Consider the following 25334-nt stretch of genomic DNA (forward strand, 5'->3'; position numbering starts at 1 on the left):
ATCGGTGGTCACAGCTCGCCCATCCGCCGGATCACGGGGGCGACCCGCTGGACGCCGTGGCGGTAGGCGCCGCGCGCCGCGTTGCGTACGGTCTCGCGGACCGCGCCCCGGACCCGGCCCGTCTCCTTGGGAGTGGCGGCGCCCGGCAGCGGGTGGCCGTCGGGGCCCAGGTGGTGGCGGGCGAGGATGCCGGGGAGGTATCCGGGCGCGGTGGCGGGTGTGTAGTAGGGGGCGAGGCGGGGAAGCGGCCCGGCGTCGAGCAGTGCGGTGACCCGGGCGCGTGCGGTGTCGTAGGCCGCGGGGTACGTTCCGTCGGCGGCGACGCCCTGGCCTGCGACCCAGGCCTCGTCGGGATCGGGGCGGCGGCCGCCGTCGATGTGGTCCCAGGACGTGATCAGCCCGGAGCCGATGAAGTGGTGGTTGCCGAGGGCCTCGCGGACGCCGAGGTCGGAGAGGATCGCGGTCGGGATCCGCCGGTGCAGGGACTCGAGCGCGGCGGTCGACGACACGGTGACCAGCAGGTCGGTGCGGTCAAGTACCTCGCCCATGTGCCCGTACACGAGGTGGAAGTTGGGCGGCAGCCCGCCGGGGAGCCGTTCGGCGAGCTTCTGGTAGGGCAGCTCCTCGATGTGCGTGGTGTGCTCGCCGGGCTTGGAGCGCAGCTTCAGCAGCACCTCGCGGGAGGGGTGCAGCCTGGCGTGCTCGACGAGCCGGCGCAGCAGGTACGTGCGCTCGGCGCGGGACGCCGGCACGGACGGCTGGGCGGCGAACACGACGGTGTCGCGGCCTTCCTCGGCCCGGTGCGGTTCCCCGCCGAGGAACGGCAGGGCTGCCTCGGTGACGGAGGACGCGTCGGCGCCGACCCCTTCGTAGACGGTGCGGAAGCGCGCGGCGTCATGACGGGAGTTGGCGAGGACGATGTCCGCGCCGTGGCGCAGCAGGAGTCCGTCGGCGAGCTTCTCGTAGACGACGCCGACATAGCCGGTGACGACGACGGGCCTGCGGGGCAGGTCGAGGGCGGCCAGGCCGTGCAGCATGGCCTGGACCGCGCCGCCCACGAGGGCGAGTACGACGAGGTCGGGCGCCTCGTCCCGCACCGTGTGCAGGAATTCGACGGCCGTCACCTCGCGCACCCGGTCGGCGTCGACCCCGACCTCGCCGACCTCGGCGAGCTGGCGGGGCGTGGGGGTGGCCCGGCCGCGCAGCAGCAGCCCGCTGATCTCGACGGGGCGCCCGGCCGCACCGGTCTCCGGGGTCCCGGTCTCCGGGGCTCCGGTCTCCCCGGCTCCGGAGAGGCGGCGCGCGGTGAGCGCGCCCCATTTCCACCGGGTGTCGGAGTCGGCGAGCACGGCTATGCGGAGAGCCGCACGGTCGGCTGCGGGGGTGGCGGCGGGAGCAGCCGCGTCATCGGTACGAGGGGGCACGTCGTAAAAGTTAGGAAGCCATTTCGATCCGCGGCCCAACGCGGTGGCAACAGATGGTTAACAGCCGGTCGACGCTTGGGGATTCCGCTCGGGAAATGGGTGAATCGCGTCCGAATGCGGACGGGTTCACTTTTCCGCCCCCCGCCGTTCACTTTCCGTACGGACAGGGGTCAAGGCAAAGGCCGGGGCCACCCCTAGCGTGATGCGGGTGGTTAAGCTCTCCGTCATCGTGCCGTTCTACAACGTCCAGGCATACGCGCCCGACACTCTCAGAAGCCTGCGGTCCAATACCCGCGAGGACTTCGAATTCATCCTTGTCGACGACTGCTCGACCGACGGGACGGCGGATCTCCTGCGCCGGGCCCAGGACGGCATCGAGGGGGTGGTGGTGCACCGGCACGAACGCAACGCCGGTCTGGCCACCGCCCGCAACACCGGCCTGGACGCGGCCCGCGGCGAGTACATCGCCTTCCTGGACGGCGACGACTGGCTCGCACCCGGTCACTACACCCGGTTGCTCGCCCGGATCGAGGCCCTGGGCTGCGCGTTCGTACGTACGGACCATGTCCAGGTCACCGGCACGTCCCGCACGGTACGCCGGGTCCAGCACGGGCTGCGGGACGTGGTGAGCGACCCCAGGGACGCGATCCTGCCCGTCGGCCGGACCACCTCGGTGGACTACGCGTACGCCTGGGCAGGGCTCTACCACCGCAGCCTGCTGGACCGGGGGCTGCTGCACTTCACCGACGGGCTGCGGACGGCCGAGGACCGGCCGTGGATCTGGCGGCTGCACCGGGAAGCGGAATCCTTCGCGGTCCTGGGAACGCTGAGCCATTTCTACCGGCGGGGGGTCGCATCGTCCCTCACCAGGATCGGCGACGAACGCCAGCTCGATTTCATTCGGGCGTATGACCAGGTGCTGGCCGACACCGCGGCCGACCGGGACGCGGAAGTCCTGATGCCGAAAGCCGTGCGGACCTACTGCGCCGTTATTTCCCATCACATCGGATCCATGGAGAAATTCGAGCCGCCCGTGGCCCGCAGCCTGAAATCGCTCGCGTCGGCGGCGCTCAGGAACATGCCGGGGCGCGTGCTCGACGACGTCCTGGACTCCATGGACACCGAACGGGCGACCGTGCTGCGCAGGCTGCGCCGCCGGCCCGCCGTCACCGAGAAAGCGGCTGCCGCGTGACCGTACAGATCTTTGTCGCCTCCAGCTTCCGGGGTCTGGCCGTGCTCGCCGCGGCGCTCGATGCCGGCTTCTTCGAGCCCGAGGACTCCGCCGCGGCCGGCACGTCCGGCGCGCCCGGGGGCTCCGGTTGTTCCCGGCGTCGCGTCCTGGTGCTCTCCGACACCACGGCGATTCCCGAGGCTGCGGCGCCGTTCGAGGCGTTGCCCGGATTCGCGGGGCTGCGCGCCCGGTTCGACGAGGTGCGCTCGTGGAACGACGCCGTCTTCCCGCTGCACCCGGGCGCCTGGACACCCAGGCCCGACGACGTACCCCTGTGGGAACGCCATCTGCGGCGCGCGTGGGGCCTCGGGGACGAGGAGGTCGAGCTGGTCATCGAGTCCCCGCACACCGGCCCCTCCCAGGCCGTCGCCCAGATCTTCACCGGCGGACCGGTGAGCGTGTACACGGACGGGCTGACCGGCTACGGCCCTACCCCGGAGAAGATCCCGCCGCTGATCGGCACCCGGGTAGGGCAGCTGATCCACCCGGACCTGCTCCCCGGCCTGGCACCGCTGCTGCTGGGCGAATTCGACGCCGTTCCACGCCCGCTGTCCGCTCCGGCCCTGCTGAGGGTCTTCGGTGAGCTGGCGGCGGCCGCACCGGAGCACCCGGCTCCGCAGGGGGCCGCGCTGCTGCTGCTCTCCGGTGCCGGGACGCTTCCCGCCGCCGACGAGACGGAGCTGCACCTGCGGATGATCCGCGGCACGGCCGCCATCGGCCACACGCATCTCGTGCTCCGGCCCGACACCGAGGCATACGGCCCCGCGCCCGCCCTTCCCGCTCTGCGGGCGGAGGCCGTACGCCTCGGTGTCGAGCTGACCGTGCCGGACATCCGGCTGCCCGGCGGCCAGGTCCTCGCCGAGGCCCTCTTCGAGCGGCTGCGCCCCGCGCTCGTCGTCGGCTCCTGCTCGACGGCGCTGCTCACCGCCGCCGCGTACTACGGGCTACCGGTGGCCAGGGCCGGGACCGGGACGCTCCTGGAGCGCCTCTCCCCCTACGAGAACCCGGCGAGGATCCCCGTCACGATCGTCGACGCGCTGCTGCCCGACCTGGCCGATCGCGCCGCCGTGGCCGACCACGCAGCGCTGACCGAGGACACGGTGGCCGACGCACTCGGTGGTCTGCTGCCAGCGGTCGCCTTCGCCATGCAGCCACGGGTACGCCCCGACCTGCGCCCGGCCGCCGAGCGCTATCTGTCGACCCGTCTGAACGCGAGGACCTGGCGCTACTTCAAGCGCCGCCGCCTCGGTTCCCTGGCCCTGCCCGGCGTCGTCCCGGCACGCCTCGCCTTCGTGCGCCGGAACGCCACACTGCGCCGGATCGCACGCCGGGCGCGGACGCTGAAGCGCCGCTGATCCCTGTGTTGTTCAGCCCAGCAGCCGCTTGAGCCCCAGGCGGTCCCAGAGGAGAGCGGCGCCGAAGGACAGGGCGACCGTGGCGGCGCTGACGCCGAGGACCAGGGCCGCGGCCACCGGCAGCGAGAGACCCGGGTCGACCAGTGCGTCGGTGAGGGTCTCCTGCACCAGTACGTGGATCATGTAGGCGCCGAACGAGGCGCCCGCCAGACGCGTCAGCACCGGACGCAGGCGCTCGGGGATCCGCACACGGTGCAGGGAGACCAGCACACCCGCGCTGAACAGGGCGACCAGGATGTTCGCGTTCGGAATCGCGTAGTGCACCCCGTGCTGGTAGGCGACGACACCGGCCACGAGCACACCGGCCGGGAGCAGCCACCACAGGTTCCGCCGGCCGAAGGCCCCGGCGGGGCGCGCGTAGAGCAGGGCGCCCATGGCCGCGTAGACCAGCTGGTACGGGACGAAGCTCCACCCGAAGCGCGGCAGGTCGTGGCCCGTGACCTGGGCGATGTCGCCGAACAGGGTCGGGGCCGCCGCGATGACGAGGAGGGCGACGCCGAGGCCCCAGGGGCGCTTGCCCGACTTCACCAGGGCGGCGAACGCCAGGACGATGATCACGGGGACGTAGGCGTAGAGGTACCAGAGGTGGTACGCCGGGCGCACCGAGGCGAACAGCGCGTCGAAGGCGAGCCTGCTCGCAGGTCCGTCGTTGGTGTCGCGCAGCCGGCCCCAGGCGATGTAGAGCAGCGTCCATACGGCGAGCGGCACCACGATCCGTACGATCCGCTGCCGGAGCTGCCGGCCGTCACGGACCGGGGCGCCGACGAGGACGGCCCATCCGGCGATCGTGAAGTACAGCGGCACGGCGAAGCGGCCCACCGAGTCCGCCACCAGACCCACCCAGTAGACACCGGGGCCGTTCGATGCCTCGCGTCCCGCCGCGGTCAGAAGGGCGCCGCCCGTGTGGCTGAGGATCACGCCGCTCGAGCAGATCAGCCGGATCAGGTCGATGTCGTAACGGTGTTCGCGGCGCGGGCGGGCTTCGGGGACCGGGCCGGGGGACTGCGCGGGGGCTGGCGAACCGGCCGGGTAAACAGAGGAAGACATAGTCATCGCAGGCTAGGAGCGGGCGGTGGGCGGGTGAACTCCGGTCGGGTGAACAGTCACTTCGTCCGGGTGTCAGGCAGGTGAAGTCCCCGTGCCGGCTGGGCGGTCCGGGGGCCTGGGACGTGCGGGACCGGCATGCCGAAGATGTCCTGGAGCTCGGCGAGGTTGGCGCGGGTGACCGACCACAGGCGCTCCTGCCGGCCGTGCACATCGGCCACGGCAGCCCGGTGGTCGTCCAGCACGGCCGCGGCACGCTCGGCGAGGCGGGCGCCCAGTGCCCTGTCGTGGACGGACACACCCCAGTCGGGGCGGTCGATGTCGGAGAGGAAGTAGGCGAGTTTGGGGTGCGAGACCAGGCTGATGATGGGCGTGCCGCAGCCGAAGGGGATCATTCCCGCGTGCCCGCGCATCCCGATCACCAGGCGCGTACGCCGGTAGAGCTCACGGATGCGGTCGTTGGTGAACAGGTACAGCGGCTCCACCGGGAGCGCGATGCCGTGTTCCCTGCGCAGGTCGTGCACGAACTTCTCGTCGGCCGGCATGTGGGCGGCGTAACGCACCTCGGCCCGCTTGCCGATGTCGCGTACGGCGGCGGCCGTTTCGGCCAGGAAGTGGCCGTAGTCGTGGCCGAAGCGCAGGCCGGCGCGGTCGTAGGCGCAGTTGATCAGCACGGTGTCGTCCCGGTCCCGGTCGCCGGCACCGTAGCCGTCGCCGTCGCCGTCGCCGTCGCCGTCCAGGGTGGGGTCGAGGTGGCGGGCCACGGTGGTGGGGCAGGGCTGGTAGCGCACCCGGTCCCGCAGCTCCTCGGGCAGGAGTTCCCTGACCCGGTCCACCGAACCCTGGTTGCGCAGCCCGAAGAAGGCCGACTTCCCGACCAGGGCGCGCAGGCTCGCCGCGAAGCGCTCCCGGCGGTAGCGCTGGCCGTCGAAGACGTTGTAGCCGACCGCGAAGACGGCGAGCGGCGCGGTGATCCTGGCCAGGACGTCGTCGGAGACGTTCCACTGCCAGCCGCTGTTGCTGTTGGGCGCGGTGTCGGGGAGGAAGAGCCCGCCGCCGCCGACGACGATGCCGCGCCTGGCGTTCAGCTCCTCCAGGGCGGGTTCGTCGACCAGCAGATGCACGGACCGTTCGTGCCAGCGGGCGGGTCCGGTGTCGGAGCCGAAGCACTGGCGCACGGCTTCGGGGAGCACCTTGTCGCCCGCGTTCTCCTGACCGTCGGCGAACAGGGCGACATGGGCGAGCTGTTCGGCGGCGGGCGCCGGTTCCCCGGTTGGTTCCGCCTCCACGAGAGTGTTCGTACGGGCATACCAGGCGCGGCAGTTGCCATCGGTGGGGTCGGCGTCGAGGCCTTCCAGGGCGTACGCCCGCGCCTGTGAGGTCCGGCCGAGCAGCCAGGCCAACCGGGCGAGCTGACCGTAGGCACGGGCGGCGAAGTCCGGTGACACGGTGGCCAGGAGGAGGTGCGCCTCGGCCTCCTCGTAGCGGGACAGGGCCATCAGGCTGATGCCCAGCGTCTCGTGGCAGCGCGGCAGGTCCGGGCGGTCCGCCACGGCGGCGGTCAGCAGGGTGACGGCGTCGTCGTAGCGACCCTGCTGCCGGTGCACCTCCGCGACCTGCCGGACCAGGTCCACCGGCGCACGCCCCCCTTCGGGGAGCGGCAGGGCGCAGTGCAGGAGCAGCTCGGGGTGTTTGGGGCCCGGCAGGGCGCAGTAGGCGGCGCGGAATGCCTCGTCGTCCAGTTCGAAGCGCTCACGCGCCTCGCGCGCCGGAGCGCCGGGGTCGAGATGCTCGGCGAAGTGCAGGACGACGGTGCTGTCAGGTACGGGGGTGTCGTCGTACAGCCGGCCGGCCGGGAAGTCGTAGCGGGTGCCGAGCGGTTCGAGGATTCCCGACTCGGCCAGCGCACGGTCGACCGTGTCCTCGCCGCCTTCGGCCAGCGCGTCCAGCACGGTGTCCGTCACGTCCTGGCGCTGGATCACCAGCAGCCCGCCGTCGCGCACGGTCCGTCCGCCGCCGGGTCCTGGCTGCGGCACGGCGGCCACTCCGGTGCGCAGGGCCAGCAGCGGCTGGAGGGAGCGGAGGACGACCATGCCCGGGCCGAGCGCGATGACGGTGTCGTAGCCGGTCGCCCGGAAGACGTCGAGGCGGCTGTCCGCGACACGCGGGACGAGACGCGGGTGCAGCCGGCGGGCGGCGTCGATCGCCGAGTCCGGCAGTCCGGGGTGCAGGAGGAGGAAGTCCTCGCAGACGACGGGGTCGGCGAGCGCGAGGCTGCGCAGCAGCACCAGGAGGCCGGGCATCCGGTCCTCGTCGGCGTACGCGGCGAACGCGATCCTCCGCTTGCCGGTGACGGCGCGCCGGTCGTCGGCGGCGAGGTCCGGGCCTGCGGGGCCGGTCTGTCCGTGGCGGGCGGCGGCGGGGGCCGCCTCTCCGTGGCGGGCCGCGGGCCCTGGGCTGCTGTCGTCGGTGGGCTCGGCAGAGGGGTTCATCGCAGTGCGGTCCTCATCTCGGTCTCATCCTCGTGTGTCGCGCGGGCCGTGACCCAGTCCCGCTCGCGCGGCAGCAGCTGACCCGGCAGTCCGAAGCCGATGAGGTCCAGGCGGTCGGCCGTGTCCAGGAAGTCCAGGAGCCTGAGCACGGTGAACGCGGTGCCGGTCCTCTCACCCCAGCCGTCCTCGCCGAGCAGCGCCGGATCGTCCAGGGGGTGCCGCAGCGAGGCATCGCCGATGTGGTCCTGGGCGCCGGTGACCAGGCGGGCGCGCAGCGAACGGCGCCAGTGCGGCAGAGAGTCGCCGAAGACCAGCCGGGTGCCGGTGCGCCGGTCCCAGGAGGGGCCCGTCCAGGGCGTGTCACCGCGCAGGGTGACCGCGTGCACGTCGGTGCGCGGGGCGGCGGCCGGGAGGGTGTCGCAGCGCACCACCAGGTCGTATCCGTCGATCAGCTTGCCGAGCGGGCTGCCGGGTTCCCGCTCCTCGTCGGCGATCCGGGCCGCACCGGAGACCAGGCAGACGGAGCGGCCGTCGACCAGGCGGCGCAGGGCACCGGCTCCGAGGGGTTCCGCGCCGCCGAGCAGGGGGTCGGCCATCCTGCCCCGGTCCAGGAGCCGGCGGTGGGCGGCGTACAGGGCGGTGAGGCGGCGGACGGCCGGGTCCGCCGTGCCGCCGCCCTCGGTGCTCCGGCGGCGTACGGTCTCGGCGAAGTCGGCACGGGCCTGTCCCGCGGGGGCGTTGTGCAGGGCCCGCAGCCGGGTGCCGTCCTCGCCGGGGAGCAGCGCCGCGGCCTCGTCCAGGCAGGCGCGCTGCTCCCCGAGGGTGGTGATGCGGCGCGCGATGTCCTCGGCCGCCGCCGGGTTCTGCTGGAGTTCCAGATGGCGCTCAAAGGCCTGCGCCGCTTCGTCGCGGTGGCCCAGTGCGTCGAGGGCCGCGCCGCGCAGCCGCCAGGCGCCCTTGGACCTGGGCCGCAGCTCGGTCGCCTCTGTGGCGATGTCCAGGGCGAGGCGCGTCTCCGTGTCCCCTTCGGCCTCCAGGCCGCGCTGGCCGGTGCGGAGCAGGGCGTCGAACAGGGCGTCCGCGCCGGTGGCCGTGGTGAGGCTCCCCATGGCGGCGACGAGCCGGGTCTGCCGGGCGTCGTTCAGGGGGCCGCTCGCCGTGAGGCCCGCGAGGTAGTCGCCGCACAGACGCAGGGCGGCCGTGGGGGCCGGCTGTGCCGTGCCGCCCTGCCCGGTTCTCGCCCGCACTGCCTTGAGCAGCCCCGCGAAGGTCTGGCCCATGCTCGTTCCGCCGTTCTGTGATCAGTGGCCGCCGGGACGCGCGCCCCGGCTCGGGGTCAGAGGCCCAGGCTGCTGCGGGTGCGTCGCACGGTGCGGCGCAGCCGGATCGCCGCTCCTCGCGGGCCGCCGCCCGGCAGGGTGAGTTTCTGCAGGCGACGCCGCTTGAAGTAGTGCTGGGTGGTGGGGCCGAGGTGGTCGCGCAGCCAGGACTCGGCCTCGGCGCGCAGCGTGGGGTGGAGCCCGGACTGCATGCAGTAGCCGACCGTCCTGACCAGCGGCGCGAGGGATTCCGGTGCTGTGGAGGGGAGTTCGGGCACGGGCTCGCCTGACTGCTCGTCCAGGTCGGGCACGAGGTGGTCGACGATGGTCAGGGGGATGCGGTTGCTGTTCTCGTACGGGGTGATGCGGTCCAGGACGAGGCGGGTGCCGACCCTGGCCACCGGGATGCCGTAGTACACGGCGGCGGTGAACATCGCGGTCGAGAAGCAGCCGACGACGAGCGTGGGCGCGCAACGCTCGTAGAGCGTCTCGGCCAGGAGCGGACTGTCGAGCGTGGTCAGCCGCACCCCGAGGGCGCTCGCCGCGTCGTCCAGCGCCCGGGAGTAGCGGGCCGGCGCGGTGGGGTGGGGCTTGAAGAGGATGGAGGTGTGGCCGGCCCGCGCCGCGCCGCGCAGCATGCGCAGGTGCAGGTCCTCCTCCTCCTCGGCCGTGAGGATGTTCAGCGCGGCGAGGTACTGGCCGAGGAGTACGGCCGTGGGGGCACCGGCCTCCGCCTCGGCGAGCTTTCGGTCACCGTCCGCCGCAGCCGCGATCTCGCCGAGCACCTTGCGGAAGGCGTCGTCCGGGACGATCTCGGGCTCGACGCCCGACTCGGCGAGTAGCAGCGGGCGCAGCCCCGGTACGAGGTCGAGGTGGAGCACCCGCTGGACGCGGCAGGCGATGGACCGCGGCACCTTGTTACGGGTCGGGCCGTAGCTCATCAGACCGTCCGCGTAGACATGGACGGCGCTCTCGGAGAAGATCGCGGCCAGCGCGCGGGCCGGGTTGACCTGGATGGACTCGACGGCGAGGTCGACGGGGCCCTCGGGGGCGATGCCCCAGGCGAGACGGAAGGCGCGCTGCCAGAGTTCGGTCTCCTCGGCGCGCGGGCCCCAGCCGCTGGGGTGGTGCGGGCTGATGGCGTCGTTCCAGTCGACGACCGCGTCGAAGCGGGCGGCGATGTCCCCGTAGCCGCGCATCTCGTCGAGTCCGAGGGCGGTTTCGGGGACCGCCGCGTTGTTGGAGACGAGCAGGATGCGGTGGCTGTCCTGCCCGGGTCCGAAGCAGCCGGCGTCCAGGGCCGCCGCGAGCGTGGCGGCGCCGTACAGGGTCGAGACCTGGAAGATCTGGGTGCGCGTGGGCATGGGTCAGGCGGCCTTCTGCTTGTCACGCAGGCGGTTGAGCAGAGTGCTGCGCCTGGTGTCCATCATCGTCAGGGTGTGGTCGAGCACCTGCTGCGGCATGCGGTGCAGCGCGGCTGCCGACTCCTGGCGCAGACGCCGGAACGTCGCGGGTTCGTAGGCGTCGGCCTTCTCGTTGTGGAAGGCGATCATCGCGCAGTAGGTGCGGACGGCCTTGGGGAGGAGGAGCTCCGCGTCCGGGTCGTCGCGTATCTCGTCGATCACCGCGTCGTAGGCGGGGAAGAAGTCCAGCTGCCGGGAGTCCTTGATCTGCGTCAGGGACGTGGTGACTCCGCGGCGGTAGAAGATCCCGTACAGATTCAGCGCCGCGCAGGTGCGGGCCCGCAGGTGCAGCTGCCAGACCCACAGCCGGTCCTCGGCGGTGCGCAGCCGGGTGGTGAAACGGTGGCCGCCGTCCTCGAAGAGCCGCCGGTGGTAGACGCCCGCCCAGACGAAGGGGTAGTCGACCAGGGTCTCCCACTCGGGGGACGCGATGCCCTCGCGCGGGTCGAGCACGGTGTCACGGAGCCGGGCGGGGGCGCGCCGCACGACCCGGCTGGTCCCGGTGGCCTGGACGTGGTCGGTGCGGGCGAAGTCGCAGTCGAGATCGGCGGCGGCGTGCAGCAGCCGGCCCAGGTGGCCGGGGGCGTACCAGTCGTCGCCGTCGAGGAAGGTGACGAAGTCACCCCGGGCCGCGTCGATGCCGCTGTTGCGGGCCGCCGCGATCCCCACGTTCTTCTCGTGCCGGATGACCTCGGCCTGCGGGAGCCTGTCGGCCCAGCGGTCGACGATGGCCGGGGTGTCGTCCGTGGAGCAGTCGTCGACCAGCAGGAACTCGATGTCCGGGCCCGCGTTGCGGGCAAGGCTGCCCAGGGTCGTGTCGGCGAAGGCGCCGACATTGTGGAACGGAACGACAACGGACAGTTTCGGCACGCGGGCCCTCGCCTTCGATCTTGGTCCGCACACGCTACGGACGCGGATGAAGGAGTGGGTGTCTCCCGGCCCGACGAACGGTGAACTCTGGGCATCGCGGGGGTGACCCGCACCGGGGGTGACCCGCGCCGGGGCGAGCCGGGCTATCACACGCCGTAGCGCGCCTCGATACCGGCGACCACGATCCACAGGCCGTCCTCGAAGCGCTCGTCGTAGCGCGTGAAGATCTCGGCCCCGGCCGCCGCCGCGAGCGGATAGCCCTCCATACGCGCGGCACGCTCGTCGAAGTCGTACCCGTCGCGCCGCTCGTCCGGCATGGGCTGGACGCCCTGCTCCTCGGTGACGAAGCCCATCGTGTAGGCGTGCGCCGTGGTGCCCGCGCGCACCGCCTGCCACAGCTCGAAGCCCGCGTCGACCATGGTGCCCAGGTGCGTCTCCAGGCCTTCGGCGTGGTCGGTCCCGGTGAAGCGGGCGCCGCTGTAGACCTTGGCACCGTCCCGGTAGCGCAGGAGCGCCCCGCGCAGCGCGCCCTGGTACGCGACCATCTGCTGCTGCCAGGTGCGGGGCACCGGCCCGGGGAGCTCCTCCGTCAGCATCCGGCGGTACATCACCGTGGCCATCTCGTCGAGCAGCGCCTGCTTGTCCTTGAAGTGCCAGTAGAGCGCGGGCGCCTTGACGTCCAGCTCCCTGGCGATGGCGCGCAGGCTCAGGCCGTCGAGGCCCACCTCGTTCAGCAGCTCCAGGGCGGTGTCCGCGACGCGCGCCCGGTCGATCTTCGTCGTACCCACCTTGACAATTTAACAGCGTTAAGCACACACTCCCAATTATGGAACTTAACAGCGTTAAGGAAACCGGGGTCCTCATCGTCGGCGCGGGCCCCAGCGGTCTCGCCCTGGCCTGCGACCTGGCCCGCCGTGGCGTACGCGCCCTCCTCGTCGAGCAAGCCCCCGCGCTCTTCCCCGGCTCGCGCGGCAAGGGCATCCAGCCGCGCACCCTGGAGGTCCTCGACGACCTCGGCGTCGGCGACGCGGTGCGTGAGCACGGCGGCCCCGCGCTCGTCGGGATGACCTGGAAGGACGGCGAGCGCCAGGGTGAGTACGACATCTTCCGCCGCGCGGCGCCCACCGAGGCCGAGCCGTACGGAGCTCCGTGGGCGATGCCGCAGTGGCGGACCCAGGAGATCCTGGCCGCGCGCCTGCGCGAGCTGGGCGGCGACATCCTCTTCTCGGCCGCCCTCACGGGTCTGTCCCAGGACACCGACGGCGTCACCGCACAGCTCACCACCGGCGAGGTGCGCGCCTCCTACCTGGTCGCGGCGGACGGCGGGCGCTCCACGGTCCGGCGCTCGCTCGGCATCACCATGGACGGCGAGACCGTCGACCCCTCCCCCACCGTGGTGGCGGACGTACGGATCGCCGAGGCGGCCCTCGACCGGCTGAACTGGCACATCTTCCTGGGCGACGCCGGCCTGCTCACGCTGTGCCCGCTGCCCGGCACCCCGGACTTCCAGCTGGTCGCGCAGATCAAGGAAGGGACGCCGGACACCACCCCGGAAGGCGTGCGGCGGCTCGTCGCGGCCCGCACCCACCTGGCCGCCCAGGACGTCACCGAGGTGCGCTGGTCGTCGGACTTCCGGCCGCGCGCCGCGCTGGCCGACCGGTTCCGCGCCGGCCGGGTCCTCCTCGCCGGCGACGCCGCGCACGTCCACTCCCCGGCCGGCGGCCAGGGCCTGAACACGAGCATCCAGGACGCGTACAACCTCGGCTGGAAGCTCGGCCAGGTCCTGCTGCACGGAGCACCAGCGGCCCTGCTGGAGACGTACGAGCAGGAACGCCGCCCGGTCGCCGCCGAGATGCTCGGCCTCTCGACCCGCATCCACCAGGGCCGCCAGGAACGCGGGGCGGCAGCGCAGCAGTTGGGGCTCGGTTACCGCGGAGGGCCGCTGGCTTCGGGGCGGGCCGGTCTCCTGGAGGCCGGCGACCGGGCGCCCGACGGGCCGGCGGGCGGGGGCAGGCGGCTCTTCGACGTCTTCCGCGGGCCGCACTTCACGCTGCTCGCCGTCGGCACCGACGCCGCCCTGCCCTCGCCGGACGGCACCCTGCTGCGGACCCACCGCACGGAGGCGTACGAGGTATACGGCAAGGGCCTGTTCCTGGTGCGGCCCGACGGCTACATCGGCTGGGCGGGCGAGGACACCGCAGGGCTCGCCGCCTACGCACGAGGGATCGGCCTTGACCTCGACTTCGCTTGAGGTCCTACCGTCCGGGGCATGGACTACTCACATGACGACGCAGGACTCGCACGGCAGCCCATCGGCTACTGGAGCTGGGCGGCCCACGACGCGACCGTGACCCACATCCGGGCCGCACTGGCCGAACACGGTCTGACCCAGCCGCCCTGGTGGGTGCTCAACCAGCTGACCGAAGCGGACGAGGAGGGCCGTCCACGCGCCGAGGTGGTGGCGGTGCTCCGCGGCTATCTGAACGTCGGCGACTCGCTGGAGCCCGAGATCGACGCGCTCATCGCCCAGGGCCTGGTCACCGAGGACCCCACCACCCACCTGCGGATGACCACCGAAGGGCACGCGCTGCGCACCAGGGCGGCCGAGCGGGTCGGCGGGGCGATCGCGGACATCCACACCGGCATCCCCGACGAGGAGTACGTCGCCGCCCTCAAGGTCCTCCAGCGCATGATCCACAACGTCGGCGGCACGGCCTGGCACCACTGAGCCCCGGCGCCCTCCGCCTCAGCTGAGAGAGAGCTTCGCCGCGAATCCGAGGAACAGCACACCCGCCGCCGAAGTGGCCCCCGCCGACAGCCGCTTGCGGCGGCGGAAGGCGGCGGCCAGGCGGGTGCCGCCGAATATGAGCGCCGAGAGGTAGAGGAAGCTGCCGATCTGCAGCAGCGTGCCCAGGAGCAGGAAGGACAGCCCCGGATAGGCGTAACCCGGGTCGACGAACTGCACGAAGAAGGAGATGAGGAACAGGATCAGCTTGGGATTGAACAGACTGACCACGAGCGCCCGCCGGTAGGGATGCTCCGCCTCCTTCGCGGGCGTGCCGTCCTCATCCGCCAGCTCGGCCATGTGCTGGTGCCGCCGGCGCCACATCGACAGAGCCGTCCGCATCATCCCTATCGCCATCCAGGTCAGATAGCCCGCGCCGGCGAACTTGACGACAGCGAAGAGCAGGGGCGTCGTCTGCAACAGGGAGGCGGCGCCCAGCGCCGACAGCGTCATCAGGATCGTGTCCCCGGTCCACACTCCGGCGGCGGCCACATACCCCGTACGCACACCACGCCTCGCGCCGACGGACAGCACGTACAGCGAATTGGGCCCCGGCAGCAGAATGATCAGCACCAGGCCGGCGAGATAGGTCGGAAGATCGGTGACACCCAGCATGAACGGAGTCTCGCACGCGGCTACGACAATTCGCCCGGGCGGTCCAGAATGCGGCGGACCAGCCCTCGTCGCAGTCGAGCGGACAGCGACGAGGGTGGCCGTCGACGCCCCTCAGAACGCGTCTGTCGGGACGTACGCCCCCCAGACCTCCCGCAGCGCGTCGCAGACCTCGCCCACCGTCGCCCGTGCCCGCAGCGCGTCCTTCATCGGGTACAGCACGTTGTCCGTACCCTCCGCCGCCGTCCTCAGCTCCGCCAAAGCCGCGTCCACCGCCCCCTGGTCCCGCTGGGCGCGGAGTCGCGCCAGCCGGGCCGCCTGCTGGGCCTCGATCGAAGGGTCGACCCGCAGCGGTTCGTACGGTTCCTCCTCGTCGAGGCGGAACCGGTTGACGCCGACGACGACACGCTCCCCGCTGTCCGTCTCCTGGGCGATGCGGTAGGCGCTGCGCTCGATCTCGCCCTTCTGGAAGCCGCGTTCGATGGCGTCGACCGCGCCGCCCATGTCCTCGACCCTGAGCATCAGCTCCAGGGCCGCGGCCTCGACGTCGTCGGTCATCCTCTCGACGACGTACGAACCGGCGAAGGGGTCCACCGTCGCCGTCACGTCCGTCTCGTACGCCAGGACCTGCTGGGTCCGCAGGGCCAGGCGGGCCGACGTGTCCGTCGGCAGGGCGATGGCCTCGTCGAAGGAGTTGGTGTGCAGCGACTGCGTGCCGCCCAGGACCGCGCCAAGACCCTGCACGGCGACCCGGACCAGATTGACCTCGGGCTGCTGGGCGGTGAGCTGGACACCCGCCGTCTGGGTGTGGAAGCGAAGCATCAGGGACTTGGGGTTCTTCGCGCCGAACTCCTCCCGCATCACCCGCGCCCAGATCCGGCGCGCGGCACGGAATTTGGCGACCTCTTCGAGGATCGTCGTGCGGGCGACGAAGAAGAAGGAGAGCCGCGGCGCGAAGTCGTCCACATCCATGCCGGCCGCCACGGCGGTACGGACGTACTCGATGCCGTCGGCCAGGGTGAAGGCGATCTCCTGCGCGGGCGAAGCACCCGCCTCGGCCATGTGGTAGCCGGAGATCGAGATGGTGTTCCACCTGGGGATCGCGGCCCGGCAGTACTTGAAGATGTCGGCGATCAGCCGCAGCGAGGGCTTCGGCGGGAAGATGTACGTGCCCCTGGCGATGTACTCCTTGAGCACGTCGTTCTGGACGGTGCCCGTCAGCCGGTCCGCCGGAACACCCTGTTCCTCCGCGACCAGCTGGTAGAGGAGAAGGAGCAGCGCGGCGGGGGCGTTGATGGTCATCGAGGTGGAGACCTCGCCCAGCGGGATGCCGTCGAAGAGGACACGCATGTCGTCGATGGAGTCGATCGCCACACCGACCTTGCCGACCTCGCCCGAGGCGATGGGGGCGTCCGAGTCGTGCCCCATCTGGGTGGGGAGGTCGAACGCGACGGACAGACCGGCCGTGCCGTTGGCGATCAGCTGCTTGTAGCGGGCGTTGGACTCGGTGGCGGTGCCGAATCCCGCGTACTGCCGCATCGTCCAGGGTCTGCCCGTGTACATCGTGGGGTGGACACCACGCGTGAAGGGGAAGGAACCCGGGGCGCCCAGCTTCTCCTCCGGCCGCCAGCCTTCGAGCGCCTCCGGCCCGTAGACCGGCTCGATGGGCAGTCCCGACTCGGACTCACGCGTCATCTGCTGTGCCTCCCACTTCGATCTGCGTACGTCTCCCACTATGCGCAGGGTTCGGCAACCGGGCAGCGAGGGAATCCGTCTCATGAGATATTCACGCGCGAACCACAGGCGCGAATCAGGGGGCCGAGGATGAGACGCAGACGCATACGGACGAACGGGAACGCGCGCAGAGTGCGCACGATGGCCGTGGCGGCCGCCGGTGTGGTCGCGCTGGCCACGCTCACGGCGGGCTGCAAGGTCGAGACGGTGGGGGCCGCTGAACCCACCGCGGCTCCGACGAGATCCTCCGCGGGCCCCACCTCCGCGCGGCCCACGGACGACGCCGAGCCGGGCGGCGGGGCTCGCGGGGGACCCCGTCGGAGCACCCACTCGCGGACACCGAGCGCGCGGCCCTCCCCGCAGCCCAGCACCCTGATGTCCGTCGGGGACCGGAGCAAGCGGGTACGGGAGCTCCAGGCGCGGCTGCGCCAGATCGGTCACTTCGACCGGAGCCCCACGGGCTACTACGGCACCGTGACCGTCGCGTCCGTGCAGTCCTTCCAGGGCAAGCGGGGCCTGTCCCGCACAGGTCGTACCGACACCGTCACCTGGGAGCGGCTGCTCGCGATGACCCGGGAACCGACGGCCGAGGAGCTCGACCCGCCGGCCCCCACCCCGAAGGCCGCGAAGCCCGACGCCCGCTGCGTGAAGGGCCGGGTGCTGTGCATCAGCAAGAACAGCCGCACGCTGTCCTGGATGATCGACGGCAAGGTCGTCTCGTCGATGGACGTGCGGTTCGGCTCGCAGTACACGCCCACCCGCGACGGCACCTTCTCGGTGTACTGGAAGTCCCGCCACCATGTGTCGACGCTCTACGACTCCCCCATGCCGTACGCCATGTTCTTCAGCGGCGGCCAGGCGGTGCACTACTCGTCCGACTTCGCGGCGCGCGGCTACAACGGCGCCTCGCACGGCTGCGTGAACGTACGGGACGAGGGGAAGATCGCGTCGCTCTACGCCCAGGTGCGGAACGGCGACAAGGTCGTCGTTTACTGATAGAGCGTTCAACCGAATAAGGGGCGCGGGCGGGACCGGGGGAACGTGTCCCGCCCGCGCCGGGTGCGCGGAGCCGAAGGTACGGGGGGAACCTCGGCTCATCGCGCGGCCGATGACCAGTCGGCACTCATTACTGCGCCGCGCCGCCGAAGAACGTTACAGCTGAGGCGTTTACGCAGGTCAGCGCGTTACGAGTGCGAGAGAGGGCCCGGGCGGCGGGCTCTTCGATGAGTCCGTCGCGTCCTCGGGCCCTTGGTCCGGCGGGCTCTGCACGGTGGGCGGACGGAAGCCGATGGAGGGAAGGGAGGACTCGCCGTCGCCGCTCCCGGCGTCGCCCCCGACGGTGTCCTGGTCGTCGTCCTGGCCCTCGCCGGGCTCACCGCTCCCGCCGTCACCGTCCTCCGCGCCGAGGAGGCGGTCGCAGAAGCGCTTCAGATTGCTCTTCCCGTCGGCCAGTTCGAGGAGCCGGGACTCCTCCTCCTCGCCCAGGGTGTCGTCGCGGTAGGCACGGCAGGCCTTGACCGACTTCTTGTACACCTCGGCCGTGGGCCCCTGGGGCACCTCGCGTCCCCCCGTGCCGTCCTGGGTGCCGCCGCCGGTGGCGCTGTCGCCGCCTGTGTCCTCGTGGTCCGTCGCGGGCCCGCCGTCCTGCCCGGTCCGCCCGTCGCTCCCTGCCTCGCCGTCCTCGGGTGCGTCCGGGGCCTTCGACCGGCCGGGCGAACCGGACGGGCTGACGGAGGGCAGCGGAGAGGGCGGCTCACCGACGTCGGGCAGATCGGCGCCCAGTTCCTCGGGGGACGCGGACGCGGAGACCGACGTGGCGGGGGCGGGCGAGCGGCTCCCGCCGAACGGTGCGGGAAGCATGCCCGTACCCCCGGCGACCGCCACGCCGCCGAGCGCGCACCCGGCGAGCGAGACGGCGAGGCCGTAACGCAGCGGGCGGGTCCAGCGCGGCCGTCCGGGCGTGGCCGTGCGGGCCGCCCCGATCCGTACGGTGTGCCGGGCGTCCTGCTGTCCCGCGAGCCCGATGGGGTTCGCCGCACCGGCGCGCTTCCCGCCTCGGGACGCCTCACGGAAGGCGGCCAGTACGGCGGCCTCACCAGGCAGTTCTTCGCCGGCGGGGGCAGGATCCCGCAGCGAGCTCAGCGCGGCCTCCAGCCGGCGGGCCCGGGCCCTGGCGTGATCGCCGACGGGTTCGACGGGCTCACCGCGGAGCAACATCTCCGCCGCGTCCACGTCAAGCCACTCGTGCTGCTCGTCGGCCATCACATGTCCTTCTGCGTCCACGGACGCGAATGCGTCACACCGGCGGGCGCAACCGAGCCCTGACGGCCGGGGCGTTGCGCGGGTACGGCGCCGAGCTCCTCGCCCGCCGCCGGAATTTCGTCCTCCGGGCCGTGGTCGGCGCCCACCAGCTCGGCCAGCCGCTTCAGTCCCCGGTGGGCCGCTGTGCGCACCGCGCCGGGCCGCTTGCCCAGCGTCCTGGCCGCGCTCTTCGCGTCGAGGCCGATCACCACCCGGAGCACGACCGCCTCGGCCTGGTCCTGGGGCAGTTGGGCGATGAGGGAGATGGTGCGCCCGGTGGCAAGCGACTCCAGCGCCTCGCCGGCCGTGTCGGACTCGGCGGGCTCAGCGGCCAGTTCGCTCTCGTCGCCGCCGATCGCGGGGCGCCTGCCCCGCATCCGTATGTGGTCGAGCGACCGGTTGCGCGCGATCCTGGCCGCCCAGCCGCGGAACCGGTCGGCGTCCCCGCTGAACCGGTCGAGGTCACGCGCTATCTGCAGCCAGGACTCCGACGCCACGTCCTCGGCGTCCGGTTCACCGACCAGCGTCCGTATGTAGCCCAGCAGCCGTGGATGCACGGCGCGGTACACAGTCCGGAAGGCGTCCTCGTCCCCGTCCTGTGCCGCGAGCACTGCGGCGGTCAGCTCCGCGTCGTCCCCCAGCACTCCCTCAACCCGCCCTGCTGATCTGAATCGTAGCTGGTCACCACTACTGCGCCACGCTGCGCGCCTCAGCACGCTACGTGGTCGGACGGTGCCCCGTCCATGACTTGTACAACCCGCAACCGTCTCCTGACACAGCGCGGTGTGACAGAAAACGCACCGGCGGCGCTGAGATGAGTACGGGGTCGCTCTGCGGCCCCGTGGAAGACGGCCGGGGCCTCTCCTGTGGGGGGTGGCGGCCCCGGTCGTCGTCCCCCTCCTCGCCAGGTGAAAAAGCGCGACCGGTGGGGCCCGTGATCAGCCCGTGCCGTGATCAGCTTCCGAGGACGGCGCGCAGGGACGGCTGGAGCCGCTCGCCGTGGGCGCGCACCATGTCGTCGCACAACTCCCAGATGCGCTCGACGGGCAGCGCTGCCCCGGTGGCCGGGTCAGCCATGGCCGCCTGCCTGACGGAGCGCGGGTCGTCCTCCAGGGCGGCGCGTACGACCAGGTCGTTCATACTCAGGTATTGGCGGTTCAGGGCGGCGCACTGGGCGGGCAGGGAGCCGATTCGGGTGGGCTGGACGCCCATCGCGTCGACGAGGCAGGGCACTTCGACGGTTCCGGTGGCCGGCAGGTTGTCGATGAGTCCGTGGTTGGGAACATTGCCGTAGACGGCGCGCGGGGTGCCGGTGGTGATGCTGTGGATGATCTGCGGGGCGTACTCCAAGGTGCCCTCGACGGGCAGCTCGGCCCCGGAGGCGAGCGCGGCGCGGGTCTTCTCGTACTCGGCGACGTTCTCGTCGACGATGCCGAGATAGGCGCCGATGGGGAGCCGCAGCCGCTCCACCTCGCTCTCGTGGCCCAGGTACCACGGCACGTACTCGGACGAGTGCTCGCTGGTCTCCGTCGGATAGTGGCCGAGGCGCCGGTACATGTCGACGCGGACCCGCCGGCGCAGCTCGGGATCCTCCGCGATGCGGGTGTCCAGCAGGGGATACAGGTCGGTTCCTTCGCGCTCGAAGCGCAGCACCCACGCCTGGTGGTTGACGCCGGCGGCCTGGTAGCTGACCTCGTCGAAGGGGACGCCGACCAGCTCCGCCAGGTCGTGCATGGTCCAGTACACCGAGTGGCACAGTCCCACGACACGCTTGAGGCCGGTGGCCTGGGCGAGGTACTGCACGTTCATCGCCATGGGGTTGGTGTAGTTGAGCAGCCACGCGTCGGGGCAGACCGCCGCGATGTCCTCGCCCAGCGCCTTGAGCAGCGGGAAGGTCCGTAGCGCGCGGAAGATGCCACCGATGCCGAGAGTGTCGCCGATGGTCTGGCGTACCCCGTGACGGGCAGGGATCTCGAAGTCGGTGCGGGTCGCCTCGCCCATGCCCACCTGGACGATGTTGATGACGAAGTCTGCGCCGTCGAGTGCCTCCCGCCGCTCGGCGTGCGCGGTGATCCTCGGAGAGGCTCCGGTCCGTACGGCGATGGCGCGGGCCGCACCCTCGGCGGTGTCGAGGCGTTCGGCGTCGATGTCGTGCAACGCGATGTGGACGCCCCTGAGTTCGGGGAAGGCGAAGATGTCCGCCAGCAGTCCCTGGGTGAAGACGACGCTTCCTGCGCCGATGAATACGATCTTGGTGGTCATGAGGGGTTCTCTCCGTTGCGGGCGACGGCTGCCTGCGCCTCGTCCCAGGTGGGTTGTGCGGGGGTGCCGCCGTGGGCCCGGGTGGACAGCGCACCGCAGGCGGCAGCGAGTTCGAGGGCGTCGGTGGTGCCGAGGCCGTTCAGTGTCGCGGTGACGAAGCCGGCGTCGAAGCTGTCGCCCGCGCCGACGGTGTCCTTCGGACTGGCCGGGACACCGGCTGTCCGCAGGACGCTGCGCCCGTCATGGGCGAGGGCGCCGTCGGCGCCGTTCTTGACGACCACGAGCGGCCCGAGCGCGGCGAGCCGGGCCGCGGCCTCGTCGAGCCGGACGTGGCCGGCCGCGGGACCGGCCAGTGCGATCGCCTCCTGGGCGTTGGGCAGCAGGATGTCGGTGACGGCGAGCAGCGCGTCGAGGGCGTCGCCGCGCCAGGCGCCGGACGGGTCGTCGTTGGTGTCGAGCGAGGTGGTGGCGCCGTGGCGGCGCGCCACACGCATCAGGCCGGGCAGCGCCTCCGCGAGAGCGGGCATGAGGAAGTAGGAGGCGGCGTGCACATGCCTGCAGTCGGCGAGCAGCGCCTCGGGGACGTCGTCGCCGGTGGTGGCGTGCAGGGTGCCGGGGGCGGTGAGGATCGCCCGGTCGCCGGCCCGGGTGAACACCGTGGTGAGCGGGGTCGGCAGGCCGGGATCGAGCCGCAGGGCATCAGTGTTGACGCCCCTGGCGTGGAGGGCGCTCCGTACGTAGCGACCGGCGTCGTCGTCGCCGACGCGGCCGGCGAACGCGACCTTCATGCCGAGCCTGGCCGCACCGCAGGCCATGATCGCGGCGGAGCCGCCGAGCGTGAGCAGGCCCGTCTCGACGAGCTGCTCGCGCTGGCCGAAGGCGAGTGGCGTGTCGAGCGGTCCGAGGACGATGTCGGGGTTGGCGTCCCCGATGACCAGCAGATCGAAGGTGGAGGGCATCAGGCTTCCGTCGGTGTCGGTGGCGGTGTCGGTGGCGGTATCGGTGTTACGGGTGGGACGAGGAGGAGCAACGGCGGCTCAGCCCTTGAGCCCGCTCGACGTGATGGACCGGATGAAGGACTTCTGCGCGAAGAGGAAGGCGAGCAGGACCGGCAGGATGGTGATCACATTGCCCGCCATGACCGCGGCCCATTGGGTGTGGTGTGTGCCCTGGAAGGTGGTCAGCCCGAGCTGGAGTGTGTAGTGCGTGTCGTGGTTGATCGCGATCAGCGGCCAGGTCAGGTCGTTCCAGGTGGTCAGGAACGTCAGGACCGCCACCGTGCTCAGTGCCGGCCTGGACAGCGGCAGGACGATACGCAGGAGCACCTTCAGCCGGGAACAGCCGTCGATCCAGGCGGCCTCTTCCAGCTCCCGGGGCAGGGACAGGAAGAACTGACGCAGCAGGAAGACGGCGAACGGCGTGACGAGCGAGGGAACGATCAGTGCGCCGAGGGTGTCGATCAGCCCCAGACGCTTCATGACCAGGAACGTGGGGATCATCGTGAGCTGGAAGGGCACGGTCATCGTGGCGAGCATCAGGGCCAGCAGCACGCGGGAGCCGCCGAACCGCATGCGGGCGAACGCGTAACCGCCGAGCGCCCCGAACACGAGGTTGGAGCAGACCGTGACGGCCGACACGATCAGCGAGTTGGCGAACCACTGGGGGAACAGGGCGTTGCCCAGCACGTACCGGTAACCGCTCAGATGGATCCCGGAGGGCCACAGGGCGGGCGGGAAGCGGTTGATCTCACTGTTGCTCATCACTGAGCTCAGCAGCAGCCACACCAGCGGGATCGCGAACAGCAGGGCGAGCGGGGCCAGGGCGAGGTGCCAGGCGCTGAACGGCAGCCTCGGGCGTCGGGGGCGCCGTGGCCCGGCCGCGGGCGTGGGGGCCGGGCTCGCGGTCTTGGCCGGGATGTCGGTCGCCGTCATCGTACGGCTCCTTCGAGGCGATGGTTCTGCCGTTTCCGGGCCACCCGCAGGATGACGCTGATCAGCAGCAGGGCGATGGCGAGCGCGTAGGCGGCGGCAGCGCCGTAGCCGGCGGTGAAGTTCTTGAAGGCCTGTTCCCAGATGAAGTAGACGATCACGGTGGTGGAGCCGAGTGGTCCGCCCTTCGTCGTCACGTACACCAGGTCGAAGACCTGCAAGGACTCGATGGTCTGCCACAGCACGAGGAACACGCTGACGGGCCCGAGGGTGGGCAGGGTGACATGGCGCAGGATCTGGAAGCGTCCCGCGCCGTCCAGCCGCGCCGCCTCGATGAGGGACAAGGGCACGTCCTGAAGGGCCGCGAGATAGATCACGACGCAGAAACCGGTGCCGCTCCACAGCGAGATCGCCACCAGTACCAACAGCGCCTGGCCCGGGTCGGTCAGGAACCCCTGCGCCGAGAGCCCGAGGCTGTGCAGCACCGAGTTGGCAGCCCCGAACTGCGGGTCGAGGATGAAGGAGAACAGCACACCCTGGGCCGTCGCGGATATGACGAACGGCACGAAGATCAGGGTGCGGTAGAGGCCGACCAGACGGATCCTCCGGTTCAGCGCGACGGCGAGCGTCAGCCCGAGTGCCATGCTCAGCGGCACATACATCAGCGTGTAGAGCAGTGTGTTGCGGACGGCCTGACTGAAGTGCGGGTCCTTGACCAGCGCGTGGTAGTTCTCCAGGCCTACCCATCGGCTCGGCGTGACCAGGTCGTCGGCCTGGAACGACAGCAGCAGCGACCACACGACGGGGACGACGCTCAGCCCCAGGATGATCAGGATCGCGGGCGAGATGAAGGACCAGGCGGTCATCGACTCACGGCGGCGTTTGCGGCGCAGCGCCGGTGCGGGCCGGTCGCGGTCGGTGAGGGTGAGTGGGGCGGGCAGGCTCGGCATCCGTGTGCTCCTCAACGCGGGATCAACAGTGCGGCGTTGGCCTCGTCGGTGCATCGACGCAGCGCCTTGGCCGGGGAGTCCGCACCGAGCAGTACGGCGATGACGGCCTGTCCGAGCGCCTGGGAGATCTGCGGATAGGCGGGATGTGTGGGACGGACCCGCGCGGACTGAAGGGCCTGGGTGAACACCCGCAGTCCCGGCGTGTGCGCCTCCTGCTTCTGCCAGGCCGCCAGCGCCTGGGTACGCCTGGTCAGCGGGAGACTGCCCGCCTGGATGTCCCACCGCACGTCCTGGGCCGGCTGGTTGAGCCAGCGCAGGAAGGTTTGTGCGGCGTCGGAGCGTGCGGAGCCGTTGTCGAAGACCATCCAGGTGTCGGGGCCCGAGATGGTCAGAGGCTTACGGCTGTAGCTGGGCAGCGGCACCACGTGGTAGTCGATCTTCGCCTCGCGGATGTCGGGAAGCTCCCACGGCCCGGTGACGACCATGCCCATCCGGCCGGAGTGGAAGACCTGGTAGAGCTGCTCGCTGTCGGGCTTGGGGTCGACGTAGACGCTCCGCTCGCGTGCGAGTGTCTCGACGGTCTCCAGGGCCCGCACACCGACGTCGGCGAAGCCGACGCCGCGCCCGTCCTTCGCGATGACGTCGCCCCCCAGGTCCCAGATCATCGGCCACAGACGCCACACGGTGTCCTCGTCCCCCACACCCGGCCACCCGGTGCCGAAGGAGCCGCGCTTCCTGTCGGTGAGGCGTCGGGCCGTTTCGGTGAACTCCTGCCAGGTCCAGCCGGCTTCGGGCAGCGGGACCCCGGCTGCGGCGAAGAGCTTCTTGTTGCAGACGACGGCAAGAGTGTCGATCAGCGCGGGAGCGGCCCGGACACGGCCGTTGAGCGTGACGGCGTCACGGGCCGGCGCCCAGTAGTTGTTCCACGGGAGGGGGCCCGAGCGGAAGGTGTCGGTGAGGTCCACCACCGAGGGGCTGTGCGCGACGTTGGCCAGATCCGACCCGAAGACATAGGCGATGTCGGGGAACGATCCGGAGGCCAGAGCCGCCGTCAGCTTCTGGAGCATCGAGTCGGCCAGTACACCGCCGCCTGAGTCGACGTGAATGCCCGGGTGGGTGCGGTTGAACTCCGTGACCAGTTTCTCGATGGCCACGCGTCCGGTGTCCGTCTGTCCGTGCCACAGCTCGACCACGGTCCGGCCGTCGGCGGTGGTACCGCCCCCGGCGTCCGCCGCGCACCCGGGCAGCGTCGCCGCCGCCGCGGCACCGAACGCGAGCCCGGCGCCGCGCCGCAGCACCGTACGGCGCGCGGCCCTGGTGACGGTGTGCTCTCCTGCGGGCATCTGAGCCTCCCTGCGCTGTTCGAAGGAGCGGGCGGCGCGGGGGTGACCCCGAGGCCCGCGAGGAGGGCGGTGTTCCGACCGTGTCGGCGCATGGGGGGGATGGTGTGCCCGCCCTTGTCGGCGCAGGCGGCCGGTGTGCCCGCCCTTGTCGGCGCACGGGG

The 25334-nt window shown here is 71.7% G+C and carries 21 protein-coding genes; 5 read left to right on the forward strand and 16 right to left on the reverse strand.

What is annotated here, in order from left to right; all coding sequences use genetic code 11:
- Positions 1-8: 8 nt before the first annotated feature.
- A complete protein-coding gene (locus AB0C75_RS08205; RefSeq protein WP_362888281.1) occupies positions 9-1424 on the reverse strand; it encodes a DUF6716 putative glycosyltransferase in 1416 nt (471 codons plus the stop codon).
- A 208-nt stretch (positions 1425-1632) separates the two neighbouring features.
- Here AB0C75_RS08205 and AB0C75_RS08210 point away from each other — a divergent pair, with 208 nt between their 5' ends.
- Together AB0C75_RS08210 and AB0C75_RS08215 are read left to right on the forward strand one after the other, a co-directional pair.
- Entirely contained in the window at positions 1633-2616 is a 984-nt protein-coding gene (locus AB0C75_RS08210; protein WP_362888283.1) for a glycosyltransferase family 2 protein, read from the forward strand.
- Positions 2613-4010 carry a hypothetical protein gene (locus tag AB0C75_RS08215; RefSeq protein WP_362888284.1) on the forward strand — a complete coding sequence of 466 codons (1398 nt, stop codon included), beginning with the start codon at positions 2613-2615 and terminating at the stop codon, positions 4008-4010. Before AB0C75_RS08210 ends, AB0C75_RS08215 begins: the two co-directional genes overlap by 4 nt.
- A gap of 12 nt (positions 4011-4022) precedes the next feature.
- Here the strand turns inward: AB0C75_RS08215 and AB0C75_RS08220 are convergent, their stop codons facing one another.
- The 6 genes from AB0C75_RS08220 to AB0C75_RS08245 all read right to left on the reverse strand — a co-directional run bounded on the left by AB0C75_RS08220 (position 4023) and on the right by AB0C75_RS08245 (position 12046).
- On the reverse strand, positions 4023-5123 hold the full coding sequence (locus AB0C75_RS08220; protein ID WP_362888286.1) for an acyltransferase: 1101 nt from the start codon (positions 5121-5123) through the stop codon (positions 4023-4025).
- Positions 5124-5173: 50 nt separating this feature from the next.
- Entirely contained in the window at positions 5174-7606 is a 2433-nt protein-coding gene (locus AB0C75_RS08225; RefSeq protein ID WP_362888288.1) for a tetratricopeptide repeat-containing glycosyltransferase family protein, read from the reverse strand.
- On the reverse strand, positions 7603-8886 hold the full coding sequence (locus tag AB0C75_RS08230; RefSeq protein WP_362888290.1) for a hypothetical protein: 1284 nt from the start codon (positions 8884-8886) through the stop codon (positions 7603-7605). The genes AB0C75_RS08225 and AB0C75_RS08230 overlap by 4 nt, the downstream gene beginning before the upstream one ends.
- Before the next feature lie 56 nt (positions 8887-8942).
- A complete protein-coding gene (locus AB0C75_RS08235; protein ID WP_362888292.1) occupies positions 8943-10289 on the reverse strand; it encodes a polysialyltransferase family glycosyltransferase in 1347 nt (448 codons plus the stop codon).
- Positions 10290-10292: 3 nt separating this feature from the next.
- On the reverse strand, positions 10293-11258 hold the full coding sequence (locus AB0C75_RS08240) for a glycosyltransferase family 2 protein (protein ID WP_362888294.1): 966 nt from the start codon (positions 11256-11258) through the stop codon (positions 10293-10295).
- A 146-nt stretch (positions 11259-11404) separates the two neighbouring features.
- A complete protein-coding gene (locus AB0C75_RS08245; RefSeq protein WP_362888296.1) occupies positions 11405-12046 on the reverse strand; it encodes a TetR/AcrR family transcriptional regulator C-terminal domain-containing protein in 642 nt (213 codons plus the stop codon).
- Positions 12047-12084: 38 nt separating this feature from the next.
- On the opposite strand from AB0C75_RS08245, the gene AB0C75_RS08250 reads away from it, so the two are divergent.
- Both AB0C75_RS08250 and AB0C75_RS08255 read left to right on the forward strand, forming a co-directional pair.
- Positions 12085-13509 carry an FAD-dependent monooxygenase gene (locus AB0C75_RS08250; RefSeq protein ID WP_362888298.1) on the forward strand — a complete coding sequence of 475 codons (1425 nt, stop codon included), beginning with the start codon at positions 12085-12087 and terminating at the stop codon, positions 13507-13509.
- 18 nt (positions 13510-13527) lie between these two features.
- Positions 13528-13986, forward strand: a complete 459-nt coding sequence (locus tag AB0C75_RS08255) for a MarR family winged helix-turn-helix transcriptional regulator (protein ID WP_362888300.1) — start codon at positions 13528-13530, stop codon at positions 13984-13986.
- 18 nt (positions 13987-14004) lie between these two features.
- On the opposite strand, the gene leuE is transcribed toward AB0C75_RS08255, so the two are convergent.
- Together leuE and AB0C75_RS08265 are read right to left on the reverse strand one after the other, a co-directional pair.
- Positions 14005-14658, reverse strand: a complete 654-nt coding sequence (leuE, locus tag AB0C75_RS08260; RefSeq protein ID WP_362888301.1) for a leucine efflux protein LeuE — start codon at positions 14656-14658, stop codon at positions 14005-14007.
- A gap of 111 nt (positions 14659-14769) precedes the next feature.
- Positions 14770-16350: a methylmalonyl-CoA mutase family protein gene (locus tag AB0C75_RS08265; protein ID WP_362888303.1), complete on the reverse strand. Its 1581-nt coding sequence runs from the start codon at positions 16348-16350 to the stop codon at positions 14770-14772.
- A gap of 180 nt (positions 16351-16530) precedes the next feature.
- Between AB0C75_RS08265 and AB0C75_RS08270 the strand changes: the two genes are divergently transcribed.
- Positions 16531-17385, forward strand: a complete 855-nt coding sequence (locus AB0C75_RS08270) for a L,D-transpeptidase family protein (RefSeq protein ID WP_362888305.1) — start codon at positions 16531-16533, stop codon at positions 17383-17385.
- A gap of 180 nt (positions 17386-17565) precedes the next feature.
- Here AB0C75_RS08270 and AB0C75_RS08275 read toward each other — a convergent pair whose 3' ends face one another.
- The 7 genes from AB0C75_RS08275 to AB0C75_RS08305 form a co-directional block, all read right to left on the reverse strand.
- Complete coding sequence (locus AB0C75_RS08275) at positions 17566-18651, reverse strand: hypothetical protein (RefSeq protein ID WP_362888307.1); 1086 nt, start codon at positions 18649-18651, stop codon at positions 17566-17568.
- Positions 18651-19334 carry an RNA polymerase sigma factor gene (locus AB0C75_RS08280; RefSeq protein ID WP_362888309.1) on the reverse strand — a complete coding sequence of 228 codons (684 nt, stop codon included), beginning with the start codon at positions 19332-19334 and terminating at the stop codon, positions 18651-18653. The genes AB0C75_RS08275 and AB0C75_RS08280 overlap by 1 nt, the downstream gene beginning before the upstream one ends.
- 310 nt (positions 19335-19644) lie before the next feature.
- Positions 19645-20952, reverse strand: coding sequence for an alpha-glucosidase/alpha-galactosidase (locus AB0C75_RS08285; RefSeq protein ID WP_362888311.1), 1308 nt, complete (start codon positions 20950-20952; stop codon positions 19645-19647).
- The gene (locus tag AB0C75_RS08290; protein WP_362888313.1) at positions 20949-21911 is read right to left on the reverse strand and encodes a carbohydrate kinase family protein; all 963 of its coding nucleotides are present in this window, start codon (positions 21909-21911) and stop codon (positions 20949-20951) included. The genes AB0C75_RS08285 and AB0C75_RS08290 overlap by 4 nt, the downstream gene beginning before the upstream one ends.
- A gap of 78 nt (positions 21912-21989) precedes the next feature.
- Positions 21990-22883, reverse strand: a complete 894-nt coding sequence (locus tag AB0C75_RS08295; RefSeq protein ID WP_362888315.1) for a carbohydrate ABC transporter permease — start codon at positions 22881-22883, stop codon at positions 21990-21992.
- Entirely contained in the window at positions 22880-23830 is a 951-nt protein-coding gene (locus AB0C75_RS08300) for a sugar ABC transporter permease (protein ID WP_362888317.1), read from the reverse strand. The genes AB0C75_RS08295 and AB0C75_RS08300 overlap by 4 nt, the downstream gene beginning before the upstream one ends.
- Positions 23831-23841: 11 nt before the next feature.
- On the reverse strand, positions 23842-25173 hold the full coding sequence (locus AB0C75_RS08305) for an ABC transporter substrate-binding protein (protein ID WP_362888318.1): 1332 nt from the start codon (positions 25171-25173) through the stop codon (positions 23842-23844).
- Positions 25174-25334 lie beyond the last annotated feature (161 nt).

It is taken from the genome of Streptomyces sp. NPDC048565, assembly GCF_040650935.1.
Classification (GTDB): Bacteria; Actinomycetota; Actinomycetes; order Streptomycetales; family Streptomycetaceae; genus Streptomyces.